This window comes from Photorhabdus antumapuensis (assembly GCF_020387775.1).
GTDB classification, from domain to species: domain Bacteria; phylum Pseudomonadota; class Gammaproteobacteria; order Enterobacterales; family Enterobacteriaceae; genus Photorhabdus; species Photorhabdus antumapuensis.
This window is the reverse complement of the sequence record NZ_JAHZMK010000076.1, coordinates 1-18,145: the sequence shown is the minus strand read 5'-3', so window position 1 is coordinate 18,145 and position 18,145 is coordinate 1. Positions and strand designations below refer to the sequence as shown.

At 42.5% G+C, this 18,145-nt stretch carries 17 protein-coding genes; 10 read left to right on the top strand and 7 right to left on the bottom strand.

The window, feature by feature from the left end:
* The 8 genes from lpxD to tilS all read left to right on the top strand — a co-directional run bounded on the left by lpxD (position 1) and on the right by tilS (position 10,240).
* A complete protein-coding gene (gene lpxD, locus KZ793_RS21530; protein WP_225817152.1) occupies positions 1-1,029 on the top strand; it encodes a UDP-3-O-(3-hydroxymyristoyl)glucosamine N-acyltransferase in 1,029 nt (342 codons plus the stop codon).
* A gap of 133 nt (positions 1,030-1,162) precedes the next feature.
* Positions 1,163-1,615, top strand: a complete 453-nt coding sequence (gene fabZ, locus KZ793_RS21525; RefSeq protein WP_011145059.1) for a 3-hydroxyacyl-ACP dehydratase FabZ — start codon at positions 1,163-1,165, stop codon at positions 1,613-1,615.
* Positions 1,616-1,618: 3 nt separating this feature from the next.
* Entirely contained in the window at positions 1,619-2,407 is a 789-nt protein-coding gene (gene lpxA / locus KZ793_RS21520; RefSeq protein ID WP_118987390.1) for an acyl-ACP--UDP-N-acetylglucosamine O-acyltransferase, read from the top strand.
* 4 nt (positions 2,408-2,411) lie between these two features.
* Positions 2,412-3,596, top strand: coding sequence for a lipid-A-disaccharide synthase (lpxB, locus tag KZ793_RS21515; protein WP_225817151.1), 1,185 nt, complete (start codon positions 2,412-2,414; stop codon positions 3,594-3,596).
* Entirely contained in the window at positions 3,596-4,183 is a 588-nt protein-coding gene (gene rnhB / locus KZ793_RS21510; protein ID WP_397443653.1) for a ribonuclease HII, read from the top strand. Before lpxB ends, rnhB begins: the two co-directional genes overlap by 1 nt.
* Positions 4,184-4,240: 57 nt before the next feature.
* Positions 4,241-7,723, top strand: a complete 3,483-nt coding sequence (gene dnaE, locus KZ793_RS21505; RefSeq protein ID WP_225817149.1) for a DNA polymerase III subunit alpha — start codon at positions 4,241-4,243, stop codon at positions 7,721-7,723.
* Between the two features lie 13 nt (positions 7,724-7,736).
* Positions 7,737-8,696, top strand: coding sequence for an acetyl-CoA carboxylase carboxyl transferase subunit alpha (gene accA, locus KZ793_RS21500; protein ID WP_225817148.1), 960 nt, complete (start codon positions 7,737-7,739; stop codon positions 8,694-8,696).
* Between the two features lie 215 nt (positions 8,697-8,911).
* Positions 8,912-10,240, top strand: a complete 1,329-nt coding sequence (tilS, locus tag KZ793_RS21495) for a tRNA lysidine(34) synthetase TilS (RefSeq protein WP_225817147.1) — start codon at positions 8,912-8,914, stop codon at positions 10,238-10,240.
* Between the two features lie 32 nt (positions 10,241-10,272).
* On the opposite strand, the gene rof is transcribed toward tilS, so the two are convergent.
* Positions 10,273-10,539: a Rho-binding antiterminator gene (gene rof / locus KZ793_RS21490; RefSeq protein ID WP_112879158.1), complete on the bottom strand. Its 267-nt coding sequence runs from the start codon at positions 10,537-10,539 to the stop codon at positions 10,273-10,275.
* 333 nt (positions 10,540-10,872) lie between these two features.
* Here rof and nlpE point away from each other — a divergent pair, with 333 nt between their 5' ends.
* On the top strand, positions 10,873-11,538 hold the full coding sequence (gene nlpE / locus KZ793_RS21485; RefSeq protein ID WP_225817146.1) for an envelope stress response activation lipoprotein NlpE: 666 nt from the start codon (positions 10,873-10,875) through the stop codon (positions 11,536-11,538).
* A gap of 108 nt (positions 11,539-11,646) precedes the next feature.
* Here the strand turns inward: nlpE and proS are convergent, their stop codons facing one another.
* The 6 genes from proS to metN form a co-directional block, all read right to left on the bottom strand.
* Positions 11,647-13,365: a proline--tRNA ligase gene (proS, locus tag KZ793_RS21480; protein WP_225817145.1), complete on the bottom strand. Its 1,719-nt coding sequence runs from the start codon at positions 13,363-13,365 to the stop codon at positions 11,647-11,649.
* A gap of 124 nt (positions 13,366-13,489) precedes the next feature.
* Complete coding sequence (gene tsaA, locus KZ793_RS21475; protein WP_225817144.1) at positions 13,490-14,197, bottom strand: tRNA (N6-threonylcarbamoyladenosine(37)-N6)-methyltransferase TrmO; 708 nt, start codon at positions 14,195-14,197, stop codon at positions 13,490-13,492.
* Positions 14,194-14,592: an Rcs stress response system protein RcsF gene (gene rcsF / locus KZ793_RS21470; RefSeq protein ID WP_225817143.1), complete on the bottom strand. Its 399-nt coding sequence runs from the start codon at positions 14,590-14,592 to the stop codon at positions 14,194-14,196. The genes tsaA and rcsF overlap by 4 nt, the downstream gene beginning before the upstream one ends.
* A 142-nt stretch (positions 14,593-14,734) precedes the next feature.
* Positions 14,735-15,550: a MetQ/NlpA family lipoprotein gene (locus tag KZ793_RS21465; RefSeq protein ID WP_225817142.1), complete on the bottom strand. Its 816-nt coding sequence runs from the start codon at positions 15,548-15,550 to the stop codon at positions 14,735-14,737.
* A gap of 64 nt (positions 15,551-15,614) precedes the next feature.
* Positions 15,615-16,268, bottom strand: coding sequence for a methionine ABC transporter permease MetI (locus KZ793_RS21460; protein WP_118987401.1), 654 nt, complete (start codon positions 16,266-16,268; stop codon positions 15,615-15,617).
* Positions 16,261-17,292 (bottom strand): methionine ABC transporter ATP-binding protein MetN, encoded by a 1,032-nt coding sequence (metN, locus tag KZ793_RS21455; protein WP_225817141.1) that lies wholly within the window; start codon positions 17,290-17,292, stop codon positions 16,261-16,263. The genes KZ793_RS21460 and metN overlap by 8 nt, the downstream gene beginning before the upstream one ends.
* A 195-nt stretch (positions 17,293-17,487) precedes the next feature.
* On the opposite strand from metN, the gene gmhB reads away from it, so the two are divergent.
* Positions 17,488-18,054: a D-glycero-beta-D-manno-heptose 1,7-bisphosphate 7-phosphatase gene (gmhB, locus tag KZ793_RS21450; protein WP_225817140.1), complete on the top strand. Its 567-nt coding sequence runs from the start codon at positions 17,488-17,490 to the stop codon at positions 18,052-18,054.
* Positions 18,055-18,145 lie beyond the last annotated feature (91 nt).

Here is an 18,145-nt window from a genome sequence, read left to right as displayed (position 1 = left end):
ATGCCTTCAATTCGATTGGCTGATTTAGCTCAGCAGTTGAATGCACAATTACATGGTGATGGCGATATTGTTATCACCAGTATTGCCCCAATGCATTCGGCCAATAACGAACAGATCACTTTTTTGTCTGATAGCCGTTACCGTGAACGTTTAGGCGAATGCCAGGCTGCTGCTGTCGTCCTCCGCGAGTCAGATCTTCCTTATTGCAATATTCCGGCGTTGGTTGTCGCCAATCCTTATCTGGCCTATGCCTATATGGCTCAGATTATGGATACAACACCGGTTCCCGCACAGGATATTCACCCTTCCGCGGTGATTTCACCTCAGGCAACTTTGGGTAAAAATGTTGCTGTCGGAGCCAATGCGGTTATCGAATCTGGCGTTGTTCTTGGCGATAATGTTGCTATCGGCGCAGGCTGCTTTATTGGTAAAAATGCGCGTATTGGCGCGGGAACTCGTCTCTGGGCGAATGTCTCTGTTTATCACAATATTGAAATGGGTGAACAGTGTTTGATTCAGTCAGGAACAGTGATCGGGTCTGATGGTTTTGGCTATGCGAATGATCGTGGTCAATGGGTTAAAATCCCGCAATTAGGTTCAGTCATTATTGGTGACCGGGTTGAGATTGGTGCCTGTACAACGATTGATCGAGGAGCTTTGGATAATACCATTATTGGCAATGGCGTCATTATCGATAACCAGTGTCAGATTGCTCATAATGTTATTATTGGTGACAATACGGCGGTTGCTGGCGGTGTGATCATGGCCGGTAGTCTGAAAATCGGTTGTTACTGTATGATTGGTGGCGCCAGTGTAATTAATGGACATATGGAAATCTGTGATAAGGTAACCGTCACGGGGATGAGTATGGTGATGCGTCCTATCACTGAACCTGGTGTATACTCCTCTGGCATTCCAGCACAACCAAATAAAGTTTGGCGTAAGACGGCAGCTTTAGTCATGAATATCAATGAAATGAATAAACGTCTTAAGTCACTGGAGAGTAAGCTGGAAGACGAAAACGAGTAATTGCACTATATTTAATTGCACTATATTTTTGGTTGTGTCTTATTTTTGCGGCCTGCCTGGAAACTCTGGATTTGGGGTTTAAGCGGGCCGTGTCGTTAATACAATTAGTCCTTTTGACAGGAAGAGTATTTAGATGAGTGATAATCATACTCTGCACATTGAAGAAATTTTAGATCTACTTCCGCATCGTTATCCGTTTTTATTAGTGGATCGCGTTCTTGATTTTGAGGAAGGTAAATTCTTACGTGCAGTAAAAAACGTATCTTTTAACGAACCCTTCTTTCAGGGGCATTTTCCCGGCAAACCTATTTTCCCAGGCGTTCTGATCCTTGAAGCTATGGCACAGGCCACCGGAATTCTGGCATTTAGGAGCGTGGGCAAGCTAGAGCCAAATGAGCTCTATTATTTTGCTGCTATTGATGGTGCCCGTTTTAAACGCCCGGTAGTGCCTGGGGATCAAATGATATTAGAAGTAGAATTTATTAAGGAACGTCGAGGGGTTGCGCGTTGTAGAGGCGTAGCGAAAGTCGATGGAGAAATAGCTTGCGAAGCAGAAATGATGTGTGCTCGCCGTCGTGAGGTTTAGTCTATGATTGATGAAACCGCTTATATACATCCTAGCGCTATTGTAGAAGATGGTGCGGTTATTGGTGCCAATGTTCGTATTGGGCCGTTTTGTTGTATTGGCTCTCAGGTTGAGATTGGCGAAGGTACAGAGCTGAAGTCTCATGTTGTTGTCAATGGAATAACCAAAATCGGCCGTGATAACCAGATTTTTCAGTTTGCTTCTATTGGCGAAATGAATCAGGACCTGAAATATCACGGTGAACCAACCCGAGTTGAAATTGGTGATCGTAACCGTATCCGCGAAAGTGTCACTATTCATCGTGGCACCGTGCAGGGTGGCGGTGTAACGAAAATCGGTAATGATAATTTGTTGATGGTTAATGCCCATATTGCTCATGACTGTATTGTCGGTGATCGTTGTGTCATTGCGAATAATGGTACTTTGGGGGGGCATGTTATCCTGGGTGATTATGTCATCATTGGTGGTATGAGTGCGATTCATCAGTTTTGTCAGATTGGCTCTCATGCTATGGTGGGCGGGTGTTCCGGTGTGGTACAGGATATTCCGCCATACGTTATTGCTCAGGGGAATCATGCAACGCCTTTTGGCACTAATGTCGAAGGTCTGAAACGCCGTGGTTTTGATAAAGATTCATTGCATGCAATTAGAAATGCGTACAAAATTTTGTATCGTAACGGAAAAACGTTAGAAGAAGCACAACAAGAAATTGCTGAGCTGGCTGAAAATAATCAGCATGTAAAAATCTTCAGCGATTTTCTGGCAAATTCTACCCGTGGCATTGTCCGTTAAGTAGATGAAGGATACTCCTTTGGCTACCATTTCTTCTATTAATAGTCTGCGTCCGCTGACTATTGGATTAATCGCCGGAGAAACCTCCGGTGATATCCTTGGAGCAGGTTTAATTCGTGCACTAAAAGCGAAAGTACCTAATGCCCACTTTGTTGGTGTGGCAGGTCCTCTTATGCAGGCTGAAGGTTGTGAAGCCTGGTATGAGATGGAAGAGCTAGCAGTAATGGGGGTTGTCGAAGTTCTCGAACGTTTGCCTCGTTTATTGAAAATACGTAAGGATCTGACAACCCGTTTTACGGAACTGAAACCTGATGTGTTTGTGGGCATTGATGCGCCGGATTTCAATATCACTTTGGAAGGTCGGTTAAAACAGCGGGGCATCCGCACCATTCATTATGTCAGTCCGTCAGTATGGGCTTGGCGGCAGAAACGTGTTTTCAAAATTGGTAAAGCCACAGATATGGTTCTGGCCTTCTTGCCTTTTGAAAAAGTGTTTTACGATAAGTTCAATGTTCCGTGTCGGTTTATTGGACATACCATGGCGGATGCTATGCCATTGCAACCAAATAAAGCGACGGCACGTGAGCTATTAGGTATTCCGTCAGAGGCTGTTTGCCTGGCTTTATTGCCGGGGAGTCGCCATTCTGAGGTTGAGATGCTGAGTGCGGATTTTCTTAAGACTGCTCAGTTATTGCAGCGGAGTATGCCAGATCTGCATGTATTTGTGCCGTTGGTGAATGCTAAACGGCGTGAACAATTTGAGCGTATTAAACAAGAAATTGCGCCAGAGCTGAATGTTCACCTTGTGGATGGCAAAGCGCGAGAAATCATGATTGCAAGTGATGCTGCACTTTTGGCTTCTGGTACTGCTGCTCTGGAATGTATGCTGGCAAAATGTCCAATGGTAGTTGGTTACCGGATGAAGTCATTGACTTTCTGGTTGGCAAAACGCCTGGTAAAAACGCCTTATGTTTCATTGCCTAACTTATTATCCGGTGAAGAGCTGGTTAAAGAATTATTGCAGGAAAAATGTCAGCCTCAAAAACTTGCAGATGAGTTGTTGCCGTTACTACAAGGCAGTGAAAAAATTGAAGTATTGAAACAAACATTTTTACATTTGCATGAAAGCATTCGTTGTAATGCTGACGAACAAGCAGCACAAGCCGTATTGGAATTGGCAGGAAAATGATGGAATTTATATATCCTCAGGCGAGTCTGATTGCCGGAGTTGATGAAGTTGGTCGAGGCCCATTAGTAGGTGCCGTTGTGACCGCGGCTGTTATTTTAGATCCATCCAGGCCGATCACCGGGCTGGCTGATTCTAAAAAACTCAGTGAGAAACGCCGTGAAGCATTGTATCTGGAGATTACAGAAAAAGCGTTGTGTTGGAGCCTGGGGCGTGCAGAGCCAGAAGAAATTGATCAACTGAATATCTTGCACGCAACTATGCTTGCGATGCAAAGGGCTGTGGCTGGCTTGTCTATTCCGCCTGAATATGTGCTGATTGATGGCAATCGTTGCCCTAAATTGTCAATTCCTGCACAAGCGGTGATAAAAGGTGATGGGCTGGTTGCTGAAATCAGTGCGGCTTCTATTGTGGCGAAAGTGACTAGAGATCGGGAAATGGCTGAACTTGACCAATTATTTCCTGAATATGGATTTGCTAAACATAAAGGCTACCCAACGGCATTTCATTTAGAAAAGCTGGCTCTGTTGGGAGCGACAAAACATCACCGTAAAAGTTTTGCGCCGGTTAAAAGAGCAATTGGCCTTTAAGTTAACTTGTTGACTGAATACAGCTATTCTTCAAATCAATATCATCTGGACAAACACATGGCCGAACCCCGTTTTGTACACTTACGTGTCCACAGCGACTATTCAATGATTGATGGCTTAGCCAAAACCAGCCCTTTAGTGAAAAAGGTTGCTCAATTAGGTATGCCAGCTTTTGCGATCACTGATTTTACTAACCTGTGTGGGTTGGTGAGATTTTACGGCAGTGCTCATGGGACGGGAATAAAACCGATTATTGGTGCTGATTTCTATATGGAAAGCGAATTGCTCGGTGATGAGTACGCTAACCTGACCATTCTTGCGCGCAATAATACTGGCTATCATAACCTGACGTTACTGATATCAGAGGCTTATCAGAAGGGGTATGGTGCTGTTGGCCCGACAATTAAACAGGAATGGCTGATAAACCATAAAGAAGGGTTGATCCTGCTCTCTGGTGGCCGTATGGGAGATGTTGGCAAATTCCTGTTACGTGGTAATCAGATTATGGTGGACCAATGCCTTGAGTTTTATCAGGAGCATTTCCCCGACTGTTATTATCTGGAGCTAATCCGTACTGGCCGTGCAGATGAAGAAAGTTATCTTCATGCAGCGGTTGCACTGGCGACAGAAAAGAACTTGCCTGTTGTTGCGACTAATGATGTGTGTTTCATCGACAGTGAAGATTTTGATGCTCATGAGATCCGCGTGGCGATTCATGATGGCTATACATTAGCTGATCCAAAACGCCCGAAAAATTACAGTCCTCAGCAATATCTGCGTAGTGAACAGGAAATGTGTGAGCTATTCGCTGATATTCCTGAAGCGCTGGAAAACAGTGTAGAAATTGCTAAGCGTTGTAATGTCACTATTCGCCTTGGTGAATATTTCCTGCCGCAATTCCCTACGGGAGAAATGAGTACCGAAGGTTATCTGATAGATAAATCTAAACAAGGGTTGGAAGAACGTTTAGCATTTCTCTATTCGGATCCTAAAGTACGCGCAGAAAAACGTCCTAAATATGATGAGAGACTCGATATTGAACTTCGGGTTATCAACCAGATGGGATTCCCTGGCTACTTCCTGATCGTGATGGAATTTATTCAGTGGTCGAAAGACAATGGTGTTCCCGTTGGCCCAGGGCGTGGTTCTGGTGCCGGTTCTTTGGTGGCTTATGCTCTGAAAATAACTGATCTCGATCCTTTAGAGTTCGACCTGCTATTTGAACGGTTCCTTAATCCTGAACGTGTTTCCATGCCCGATTTTGACGTCGATTTCTGTATGGAAAAACGTGATCAGGTGATTGATCATGTGGCTGATATATATGGTCGTGATGCCGTATCTCAGATCATCACATTCGGTACGATGGCAGCGAAAGCCGTCATTCGGGATGTTGGCCGTGTGCTGGGGCATCCATACGGGTTTGTTGACAGAATTTCTAAATTGATACCGCTTGATCCAGGTATGACATTGGAAAAGGCATTTATCGCAGAGCCACAACTTCCTGAAATTTATGAAGCGGATGAGGAAGTTAAAGCGCTGATAGATATGGCGCGTAAATTGGAAGGTGTTACCCGTAACGCGGGGAAACACGCGGGTGGGGTTGTTATCGCCCCAACTAAGATCACGGATTTCGCGCCTCTCTACTGTGACCCGGAAGGTTTGAACCCGGTTACTCAGTTTGATAAAAACGATGTGGAATATGCTGGGTTGGTGAAATTCGACTTCCTCGGACTGAGGACGTTGACTATCATCAATTGGGCGTTGGAAATGATCAACGCACGCAGAGCGAAGAAAGATCTGGACCCAATTGATATCGCAGCGATTCCGCTGAACGACGTCAAGAGCTTCGATATGCTGCAACGCGCTGAAACAACAGCGGTATTCCAGCTCGAATCCCGTGGTATGAAGGATCTTATCAAACGCCTGCGTCCTGACTGCTTCGAAGACATGATTGCGCTTGTGGCACTGTTTCGTCCGGGTCCTTTGCAATCAGGTATGGTGGACAACTTCATTGACCGCAAACATGGTCGGGAAGAGATCTCATACCCAGATGTACAATGGCAGCACGAATCTTTACAACCTGTTTTGGAGCCAACTTACGGCATTATCCTTTATCAGGAACAAGTGATGCAGATTGCTCAGGTGCTGGCGGGATATACTCTCGGTGGTGCAGATATGCTCCGACGGGCAATGGGCAAGAAAAAGCCGGAGGAGATGGCGAAGCAGCGCTCCGTATTTGAGGATGGAGCCAAAAAACTCGGCATTGATGGTGAACTATCAATGAAAATCTTTGACTTGGTAGAGAAATTTGCTGGTTATGGATTTAACAAATCTCACTCCGCTGCGTATGCATTGGTCTCTTATCAGACTTTATGGTTGAAAGCACATTATCCGGCTGAATTTATGGCTGCGGTAATGACTGCTGATATGGATAATACAGAAAAAGTCGTTGGGTTGATTGATGAATGCTGGCGCATGGGGCTGAAAATCTTACCACCTGATATTAATAGTGGCTTGTATCATTTCCATGTTAATGATGACGGGGAGATCGTATATGGAATCGGTGCAATTAAAGGGGTAGGTGAAGGGCCGATTGAAGCTATCATCGAAGCTCGTCAGAAAGATGGTTATTTTAGAGAACTGTTTGATTTATGTGCTCGTGTTGACACCAAGAAGTTAAATCGCCGAGTGATGGAAAAACTGATCATGTCAGGGGCATTTGACCGTTTAGGGCCACACCGTGCAGCACTGATGTCCTCGTTGGAAGATGCGCTAAAAGCGGCAGATCAACATGCTAAAGCAGAAGCTACTGGTCAGACTGATATGTTTGGTGTATTAGCTGAAGCGCCAGAAGAAGTGGAACGCTCTTATGCCAATATTTCTCAATGGCCGGAACAGATTGTTCTTGATGGTGAACGGGAAACACTGGGTCTCTATTTAACTGGGCATCCTATCACCCGTTATTTAAAAGAAATTGAGCGCTATACTAATGGATTGCGGTTAAAAGATGTGAATCCAACCCCGCGCGGTCAAGTAACGACTGTGATAGGTTTGGTGCTGGCATCCAAAGTGATTATAACCAAACGAGGTAACCGGATTGGTCTTTGTACTTTAGATGATCGTTCAGGACGTCTAGAAGTTATGTTATTTTCCGATGCCTTGGAGAAATATCGGCATTTGCTAGAACAAGACCGGATATTAATCGCTACAGGTCAGGTCAGCTTTGATGACTTCAATGGAGGTCTTAAAATGACAGCCCGTGAATTAATGGATATTAGTGAAGCGCGTGAAAAATATGCGCGTGGGCTTGCTATCTCGCTGTCAGACAGGCAAATTGATGATCAATTGTTGAGCCGTCTTCGTAGTGCATTGGAACCACATCGTTCGGGAACGATACCGGTTCATCTTTATTACCAGAGGGAAGACGCCCGCGCCCGTTTAAGATTTGGCGCGACGTGGAGGGTAACGCCAACGGATAACCTTCTGACAGATTTGCGAACTCTGCTGGGTAATGAGCAGGTAGAATTAGAATTTGACTAAAATTAGGAATGTTATGAGTCTGAATTTTCTTGAATTTGAACAGCCGATTGCCGAGCTGGAAGCGAAAATTGATTCGCTAACCGCAGTTAGCCTTCAAGGTGAAAAATTAGATATAAATCTGGATGAAGAAGTACAACGTTTGCGGGAAAAAAGTCTGGAATTGACTCGCAAAATCTTTTCAGATTTAGGTGCCTGGCAAATTGCTCAACTTGCTCGTCACCCACGTCGTCCTTATACGTTGGACTATATTCAGCATATTTTTACTGATTTTGAAGAGCTTGCTGGTGATCGTGCTTATGCTGATGACAAAGCAATTGTGGGTGGTCTGGCTCGTATTGATGGACGTCCAGTGATGGTGATTGGTCACCAAAAAGGCCGTGAAACCAAAGAAAAAATTCGCCGTAATTTCGGTATGCCTGCGCCAGAAGGTTATCGTAAAGCTTTGCGTCTGATGGAAATGGCAGAGCGTTTTAAACTGCCAATTATTACTTTCATTGATACTCCTGGTGCATATCCTGGGGTTGGTGCAGAAGAGCGTGGTCAATCTGAGGCGATAGCTCGCAACTTGCGTGAAATGTCCCGCCTGTCTGTGCCTGTTATTTGTACTGTGATTGGTGAAGGTGGCTCTGGTGGTGCTCTGGCGATTAGTGTTGGTGATAAAGTGAATATGCTGCAATATAGTACTTATTCTGTTATCTCCCCAGAAGGTTGTGCCTCAATTTTATGGAAAAGTGCGGAAAAAGCACCTTTGGCGGCAGAAGCAATGGGGATCACTGCTCCTCGTTTGAAAGAACTGGAATTGATCGATTCTGTGATCTCAGAGCCATTAGGTGGCGCTCATCGTGACTATGAAGCAATATCCAAATCGTTGAAAGCTCAGTTGTTGATTGACCTGGCAGAGCTTGATCATTTGACATCTGAAGAGTTAATCAACCGCCGATATCAGCGTTTGATGCAATATGGTTATTGCTGATATTTGAATTAATTGTTTGAATAAGGGATGGTAAATGACTGGAAATGATAAATTTCAGTCACTTCCATCCTTTACTATTTCTGCTTCTTTTTGTCATTTTATATTCTTAATGAAAGTAGTGAAAAACATTATCTGACTGACAGAGATTTTAAACTTACTAAAGTAGATAATAATGAATTCATATTATTGCAAGCTAAGGAACTCTTGAACCTATAATGACAAACATTGATGAGAGACTATTTGTCACTTTGGCTGAACAGCTTGGTGAATATAAGAAAATCCTGGTTGGATTCAGTGGTGGGCTGGACTCCTCTGTTTTGCTTCATTTGTTGGTTAATTGGCGTAATCAACATGATCAGAAAATTCAACTAAGGGCAATACATATTCACCACGGTTTAAACCTAAAAGCAGATCAGTGGGTTGAACATTGCCAATTGATCTGTGATGACTGGCAAGTGGAGTTTCATTCTGCAAGAGTCACGATAGATGCTCGTCAAAAGGGGATTGAGGCTGCTGCTCGTGATGCTCGATATCAGGTATTTAAGCGCGAATTACAAAAAGACGAAGTTTTGGTAACAGCCCAACATCTTGATGATCAGGCGGAGACTTTTTTATTGGCATTAAAGCGAGGTAGTGGTCCGGCCGGTCTTGCTTCTATGCCTTCAATCGCTGTATTTGCTAATACATTATTGTTACGTCCTCTACTTGATTATAGCCGGAATGAACTGGAAATGTATGCCAGTAAACATCGTCTGAATTGGATTGAAGACGACAGTAATCAAGATGATCGTTATGACAGAAATTTTCTGCGCTTACATATTATGCCGTTACTGAATCAACGTTGGCCGCATTTCCCACAATCTGTTGCTCGAAGTGCAAGTTTATGTGGCGAACAAGAACAGCTTCTAGATGAATTATTGAATGAGTCTCTGAAAGAGCTAATAACTCAAGATGGTGCTTTGGGTATTTCGTCTTTGGCTGTATGTTCAGAAGCCAAACGAAATGCTTTGTTACGCCGTTGGTTTGGTTACCATGAGATGAAAATGCCTCCACGAGAGCAGCTTAACCGGCTTTGGTATGAGGTGGCTCTTGCTCGCACTGATGCTGAGCCTCGACTACAATTTGGTGAATATGATATACGTCGTTATAAGCAAAAACTCTGGTTGGTTCCTCAATTACAATCTTTGAGAGACACTATTCTTGAGTGGGATATTTGCAATACTTTGGTATTACCGGATCGCTTGGGAGAATTGAATATTTCTGATCGCGGTATCCAAGTAAGGGCCCCGGCTGATCATGAACGAGTGACTATTCGCTTTGGTGTCCAGGGAATGATAAGTATTGTGGGGCGTCAACATTCTCGGCATAGTAAAAAATTGTGGCAAGAGTTTGGGGTTGCTCCGTGGCTTAGAGAGCGAATTCCATTGCTTTATTACAATGAACAATTGATAGCGGCGTTAGGTGTTTTTGTTACCAAGGAAAGTAAAGCGGCAGAAGGAAGAGAGATGTTAACAATGAACTGGCATAAAACGCTGTTAAAATAAAAAGTTAAGCCGCCAAAGGCGGCTGTTTTCTATCAAGATTCAGAGTGTTCAATAATAATAGTGCCAATTTTAGGGTGACTGAAACTAGCAATATGATCTAACCGCAATTCACGAGGTTTACCTTCTGTTTCAATTATCAAGTATTCAACTTTTTTTCTTAAAACCAAATCACAGGCTTTTCCTTCAATAACTTCCCCACCCCGCAACTTTATGTGGAGATGGAGCTGATGTTGGCAAGTTGACTCAAGATTATCGTAGTCGTCACAGTTAATTGGTTGATATTCAGTATTTATAGACATATTTGCTCACCACTATGGTTAGTGGCGGTTATTGCCGCCCGTGGTTGTTAAAATTGTAACTCAAAAGCACTATTAATGACTATAGCACAGGAAATCAATCGTGATTAATGAATAACTTTGGTTATTCATTCTGAACAGTAAGTAAATAAAAGTCCTATTTCACAGCAACTTCCTGACAAAAGTATTAAAATCGGCCCACGTTATTTTGCTATTATTGAATAACATCCTTAAGAAGGACAGTATTTACGCTATTAAGCTTGAATAATCGCTATGTTCCTTGTGTTACTTATAAGATGAGAATTATAGAACTCATTATACTGTGTGGAGATAAATGTGAATAAAAAACTTTTGACAGCGTTGGTTGCTGTGGGCGTATCTGCTTTGATGGGATGTAAAGGTAACTCAGCACAACAAACGAGTTCACAGCCAGTAGATCAGACTTTTCATGGTGCTCTTCCTTGCGCTGATTGTTCTGGTATTGATACCACACTGTTATTGGATAATGATGGTACTTATATTCTGGAACAAACTTATCTTGGCGCTCGTGATGGTGATCAGTCGTTCTTTGAATCTGGTCTATGGGCGAAAGATGGAGAGAAAATTCGCCTGACAAAATCAGACGACCAGAAATCTTATTATCTGTCGAAAGGTGAAAACCTAGTAATGCTGGATATTGAAGGCAATAAAATTGAATCATCATTCAATTATGAACTGCAACGGGTAAAACCGAAGAAACTGGTGGGTGAATACAGTTATATGGCTGATGCTGCTTTGTTTACAGATTGTAGTACAGGTAGCCGGTATGCTGTAACGGAAAGCCTGGATTTGGAGCAAGGCTATCACCAAGTCGGTGTGGAAGGTGGAACGCCGGTTTATGTTGAAGTTGAAGGCTATTACAGTGTCCGTCCTTCAATGGAAGATGGGCAATTTGATCCTGCCCTGATTCAGACAGGTAAAATCCATTTCGATAAATCGAAATCTTGTAATATGAAGAAATAATTCTAGCTTCAGTATGTATGGTGATAATGGGCTAAGAAGCGTAAAATGCTCTGTTACGATGTGACCATTATCACCATATTATTCAATAAATTACTACAATAATCTTAATTAACAACCAAGTTGTTGCTTCAGGTAATCAACAACATCATCTAGTTTCAGCATCTGTTTTTCATCACCACGACGATGTTTATATTCTACTTCGTCATTATCGAGATTACGGTCACCGATAACGATAGTGTGTGGTACACCGATAAGCTCCATGTCAGCAAACATCACACCTGGGCGTTCCTTACGATCATCAAAAATAACATCAATGCCGCTAGCGCGTAGATCAGCATACAGTTTCTCTGCAACTTCTTTAACGCGATATGACTTGTGCATATTCATTGGCAAAATAGCAACTTGGAATGGTGCAATTGCGTCAGGCCAGATGATACCGCGGTCATCGTAATTTTGTTCAATCGCTGCGGCGACAATACGAGTAACACCAATACCATAACAGCCCATAGTAACTATCTGGTTATGGCCGTCTTCGCTTTGAACAGTCGCTTTCATGGCATCAGAATATTTGGTGCCAAGTTGGAAGATATGGCCAACTTCAATACCACGTTTGATGAGCAATGTACCTTTACCATCCGGGCTGGCATCACCTTCAACAACATTACGGATATCGGCAACTTCTGGTACTGGTAGATCACGTTCCCAGTTGATACCGAAATAGTGTTTGTCATTGATATTGGCACCTGCGCCAAAGTCACTCATCACTGCTACACTACGGTCAATAATAACGGGTATTGTCAGATTGACAGGGCCCAGTGAACCTGGACCTGCACCAACAATTGAACGAATCTCTTCTTCGGTAGCAAAAGTCAGCGGGCTGGCAACTAAAGATAATTTCTCTGCTTTGATTTCATTAAGTTCATGGTCGCCGCGAACCAGTAAAGCAACTAATTTATGACCTGTACCTTCTGCTGCGTGAACCATCAGGGTTTTAACCGTTTTCTCAATTGGCAGATTGAATTGCTCAACCAGTTCAGCAATTGTTTTTGCGTTTGGAGTATCTACCAGATGCATCTCTGCTGTTGGTGTTGCGCGATCATGAGCGGGGACAACAGCTTCGGCTAATTCAATATTAGCTGCGTAATTGGATTCAGTAGAGAAAACGATATCATCTTCTCCACTGGCTGCCAGAACCTGAAATTCATGAGAAGCACTACCACCGATGGAACCGGTATCAGCCAGAACAGCACGAAAATCCAAACCTATGCGGGTAAAAATTTTGCTGTAGGCTTCGTACATGTTGTCGTAAGTTTCTTGTAATGATGCTTGGGTTGCATGGAAAGAGTAAGCATCTTTCATTAGGAATTCACGGGAGCGCATCACGCCAAAACGAGGGCGAACTTCATCGCGGAATTTAGTCTGGATCTGGAATAAAGTCAGTGGCAACTGTTTGTATGAGCTGACTTCATTGCGGATCAGATCAGTAATGACTTCTTCATGAGTTGGACCTAGTACAAAAGGACGATCACTTCGGTCAACAAAACGCAGTAACTCTGGACCGTATTGTTCCCAGCGGCCACTTTCTTGCCATAGATCTGCCGGTTGTACGACGGGCATAGATATTTCAATCGCTCCGGCATTGTTCATTTCTTCTCGAACAATTTTTTCGACTTTTTTGAGTACACGGATACCTGTAGGCATCCAATTATACAGACCTGAAGCGAGTTTACGGATCATACCCGCACGAAGCATCAGCTTATGGCTGACAACCTCTGCATCGGCAGGAGTCTCTTTTAGTGTAGAGAGCAGATATTGGCTAGTACGCATTGTTAGGTTCCATTAGAGCAGCAAATTGCTTCTGACTGGCAGAAATTTGCCAGCCAATAAAAAACGAAAATAAGTCTTTAGTCTACCAGTGAGTTTAAGATGCCAAAAGGGTATATGCTGATTTTTAATGGGGATCTATGGAGACCACTTCGGTCAATGTGCCACAGATTTTCCAGCGCACATTAAAATCCAATAAATGAGCAGCATATTCCCGATTTTCCTGTGCTCCTCTCCGGTAAGCAGGACGAGGGTCCTGGGCCAAAACTTGGCTGATAAAACGGCGTAAATTCGGATAAATATTTTGAATTGATATGAGTTGTTGCTCAGCGGTAGGTAAAAATATCACTTCCATATCGGTAGAAGGGGCTTGCTGTGCAAAACCTGCCACTGCGTGTGGCTGACATTCAGCAAAAGGTAGATAAGGCTTAATATCAATAACAGGCGTACCATCAACTAAATCTAGGCTACCCAGTTCCAGAGTAACTCGACCTTTTCTGTATTCTATCCCTTTAAGTTCAATCAAAGACATACCGATTGGATTTGGTCGAAAAGTCGAACGGGTTGCGAATACACCCATTTTTGCATTGCCGCCTAAACGAGGAGGGCGCACCATTGGCTTCCAACCGCCTTCCATCGTTTGATGGAAGATAAAAATAACCCATAGATGACTAAATTGCTCCAGATCACGAACTGCATCCGGTTGATTATAGGGAGGAAGAAGTACCAGTTTCCCACCACCATCTTCAATAAGACCTGGTTGGCGGGGAACGGCAAATTTTTCTTTATAAGGGGAGTGAATAACCCCTATCTGAGTGAAATGAAAATCAGTCATTGGGTAGTAAGCAGGGCTGAACCTTCACATATTGCTATCTGGTAGCACCCTTGGCCTGATAATATCTCGCATTGATGCAATAAAACAGCGTTAGCATTCAAATAAGCCGCTTTAGTTATCATCTGGTTGCGTGCCATAGTGATATTAACTGGTGGGTCCTGTAAGGAACTACGGCATGATTGACCAGAAACAATCCCTAAATCTTTAAATGAGGTACCTAATAATTCTTCACTCTTGGTATATAACTTTACGGATGAAGAGAAATGTTTTTTTTCTCCAGTTGATAGTTTTGTGAACTTCATATCTGATAACTGGGAAGAGTCAGGCAATGTTATTTGTTGTACTGAACATCCTGTTATGGACAGTGCTAACAAAGAGGAAAGTAGCCTATGCATTATAGATCCTCGAATTTTTACTGTTAGAGTTAAGTGAGTAGATCAGGTTAACAAAAAATATCGAAAACATGATGCCATAATAAATCAGGCGGACAATCTGTCCGCCTGATTATTCTAATATCAATGAGCGTAATATGAAAGATTACCAGCCTTTCACTGCACCACCATTAAAGATCTTATTGGCAGCTTCATCAACTTCGTTGGATTGATATGCCTTAACGAATTTCTTAACGTTTTCAGCATCTTTATTATCTTCTCGACTAACCAGTAGGTTTACATATGGAGAATCTTTATCTTCAACAAATAAACCATCTTTTGCTGGAGTCAGCCCGATCTGGCTTGCATAGGTTGTATTAATGATTGCGAGAGCAATTTTTTGATCATCCAGTGAACGTGGTAATTGTGGTGCTTCCAATTCGACTAGTTTTAAATTCTTAGGATTTTCAACAACGTCTAGAACCGTTGGTAATAAGCCTATGCCATCTTTCAATTTAATTAAACCTTGTTTCTGCAACAGTAATAAAGAACGGCCTAAGTTCGTTGGATCGTTTGGTAACGCAATTTGGGAACCATCCTGCAATTCATCCAGGGATTTAATTTTTTTGGAATAACCTGCAATTGGATAAACAAAAGAGTTGCCAACTGTGACCATCTTATAACCACGATCTTTGATTTGTTGATCCATGTAAGGTTTGTGCTGGTATGCATTCAGATCAATATCACCTTTACTCAGAGCTTCGTTTGGCAATACAAAATCATTAAAAGTGACCAGTTCTACATCAAGACCATATTTGTCTTTAGCTACTTTTTTTGCAATTTCAGCAACTTCCTGCTCTGCACCAACGATAACGCCTACTTTAATATGGTTTGGATCTTGTTTTTCCTGCCCGCAACCAGACAGAATTAATGAACCTAAGAGAGCGCTGATAGTTGCGATGGTTTTTAATTTAACAGACATACTTTACCCCTATAGAATACTGATTTATTAGCACCGGCAAGGTACTGTTATTAAAATAATCTTATCATTTACGTGTTGTGGCCTTGACTAAATGGTCACCACTTAATTGAATTAAATAAACTAAAATAACCAGTAACACTAATACGGTATTCATTACTGTTGCATTATAGCCGATATAACCATATTGGTAGCCAATTTGGCCTAATCCACCTGCACCTACAGCACCTCCCATTGCAGAATAGCCGACTAAAGTAATTAGGGTAATTGTGGCTGCATTGAACAAACCAGGTAATGCTTCAGGTAACAGAATTTTCTTTACAATCTGGAATGGGGTTGCTCCCATTGCTCTAGCGGCTTCAATTAGTCCCGATGGAATTTCCAGTAAAGCATTTTCTACCATACGGGCAATAAATGGCGCAGCACCTATGGTCAATGGCACAATGGCAGCCTGTAAACCGATCGATGTTCCCACAATTAATCTGGTAAAAGGAATCATCCACACCAGTAAAATAATAAATGGGATAGAACGGAAAATATTAACTACTGCTGAAAGAAAGCGATAAAGTTTACTATTTTCCATAATTTGACCGGGACGGGTGACATATAACAATACACCTACCGGCAGCCCGATAATGAAGCCAAAGAAACCAGAAACAAAAGTCATTACCAGAGTTTCCCAGACGCCTTTAGCCAGCAATAAGATCATTCCTTCAGACATAACCGAGAACCTCTACTTTCACATGATGGTCTTGTAAAAATTTAATTGTTGATTCAACGCCGCCATTTTCACCGTGTAATTCCGCTAACATCACACCAAATTTTACGCCACCGGCATAGTCGATTTGAGAACTTAATATATTCATATCAATATCAAAACGACGTACCGCCATTGAAATCAGTGGGGCATCTACCGACTGACCGGTGAACTCCAGTTTCAATAATGGACTAAGATCTGGTGCTGGGTGGCTTTGCATTTTTTGTACATAATCTTCAGGGATATCCAGATGCAAAGTTGACTGAATAAATGCCTGAGCGATAGGTGTCTTGGGATGAGAGAACACTTCACTAACAATGTCTTGCTCAATCAGTTGCCCACCACTAATAACGGCTACTTGGTCACAAATACGTTTGACGACGTCCATTTCATGTGTAATTAACAGAATGGTTAGCCCCAAACGGCGATTAATATCTTTCAATAATTCTAGAATAGAACGCGTTGTTGCGGGATCCAGAGCGCTGGTGGCTTCATCACATAAAAGTACTTTAGGTGAATTAGCTAGAGCACGGGCAATAGCAACGCGTTGCTTCTGTCCGCCAGAGAGATTTGCTGGATAAGCATCATGCTTATCTGCAAGACCCACAAGCTCCAATAACTCATCTACCCGTTTTTTGATTTCAGCCTTTGGAATGTTATCTAATTCCAAAGGTAAAGCTATGTTGCCAAACACAGTTCTTGAAGACAGCAAATTGAAGTGCTGGAAAATCATGCCAATACGACGACGTGCACGAGTTAAATCACTATCAGATAAGATAGTTAAATCCTGACCATTAACCAGTACTTGCCCGGAAGTTGGACGCTCAAGCATATTTACACAGCGAATCAGTGTACTTTTACCTGCGCCGGATGAGCCAATGACACCGTAAATTTGCCCTTGCGGAACATGCAGACTGATGTCTGAAAGCGCATTAATAGAACGCGCACCCTGCTGGAATATTTTATTGATATGAGACAGTTTTATCATTTTTATTCTTATTTATTCTTATAAAAATTCGAAAATTAATAGTTTGAATATTTTTGAGAAAACAAACCACTAGTTAAATCGGATGTTAAGGTGTCTAGACGTCTAAGTCAACTGGGAATAAATTAATTGCTGCATTCTCATTCATGGCTAAATCATGCGATACTGAGAACTTCTTACATTGCTTGGAGCAATCGGGTGACACAAGGTATTCCTGCCGTATTTTTAGATCGTGACGGAACAATAAATATCGATCATGGTTATGTACACGAAGTAGATGATTTTCAATTTATCGATGGTGCCATTGAAACCATGATTGAATTGAAAAAAATGGGGTATGCACTGGTATTAGTCACAAACCAGTCAGGTATTGCCCGTGGCATTTTCAATGAAGAACAATTCTTGCAACTGACAGAATGGATGGATTGGTCACTGGCAGATCGCGGTGTAGATTTGGATGGCATCTATTATTGTCCCCATCATCCTGATGCGACTGAAGAACAATATAAGAAGAGTTGTGATTGCCGTAAACCACAACCAGGTATGCTGCTGGATGCACAGAAGGAGCTTGGTATCGATATGACGGCTTCTTATATGGTTGGTGACAAATTGGAAGATATGCAAGCGGCGGTGATGGCGAAAGTGGGTACTAAGGTATTAGTTCGTACAGGTAAACCAATTACAAATGAAGCAGAACAAGCGGCTGATTTGATAATAAATAGCCTTGCAGACTTGCCTAAAGCGATTAAAAGCATCAGGAAGTAGGCTTTTTTGTTCTTTATATCATCATCCTGTTGAGAAAATACGCGAACGACAGTTTTTTTTAAATAAACGCTTGCCAGCGCCGAAGAACCCC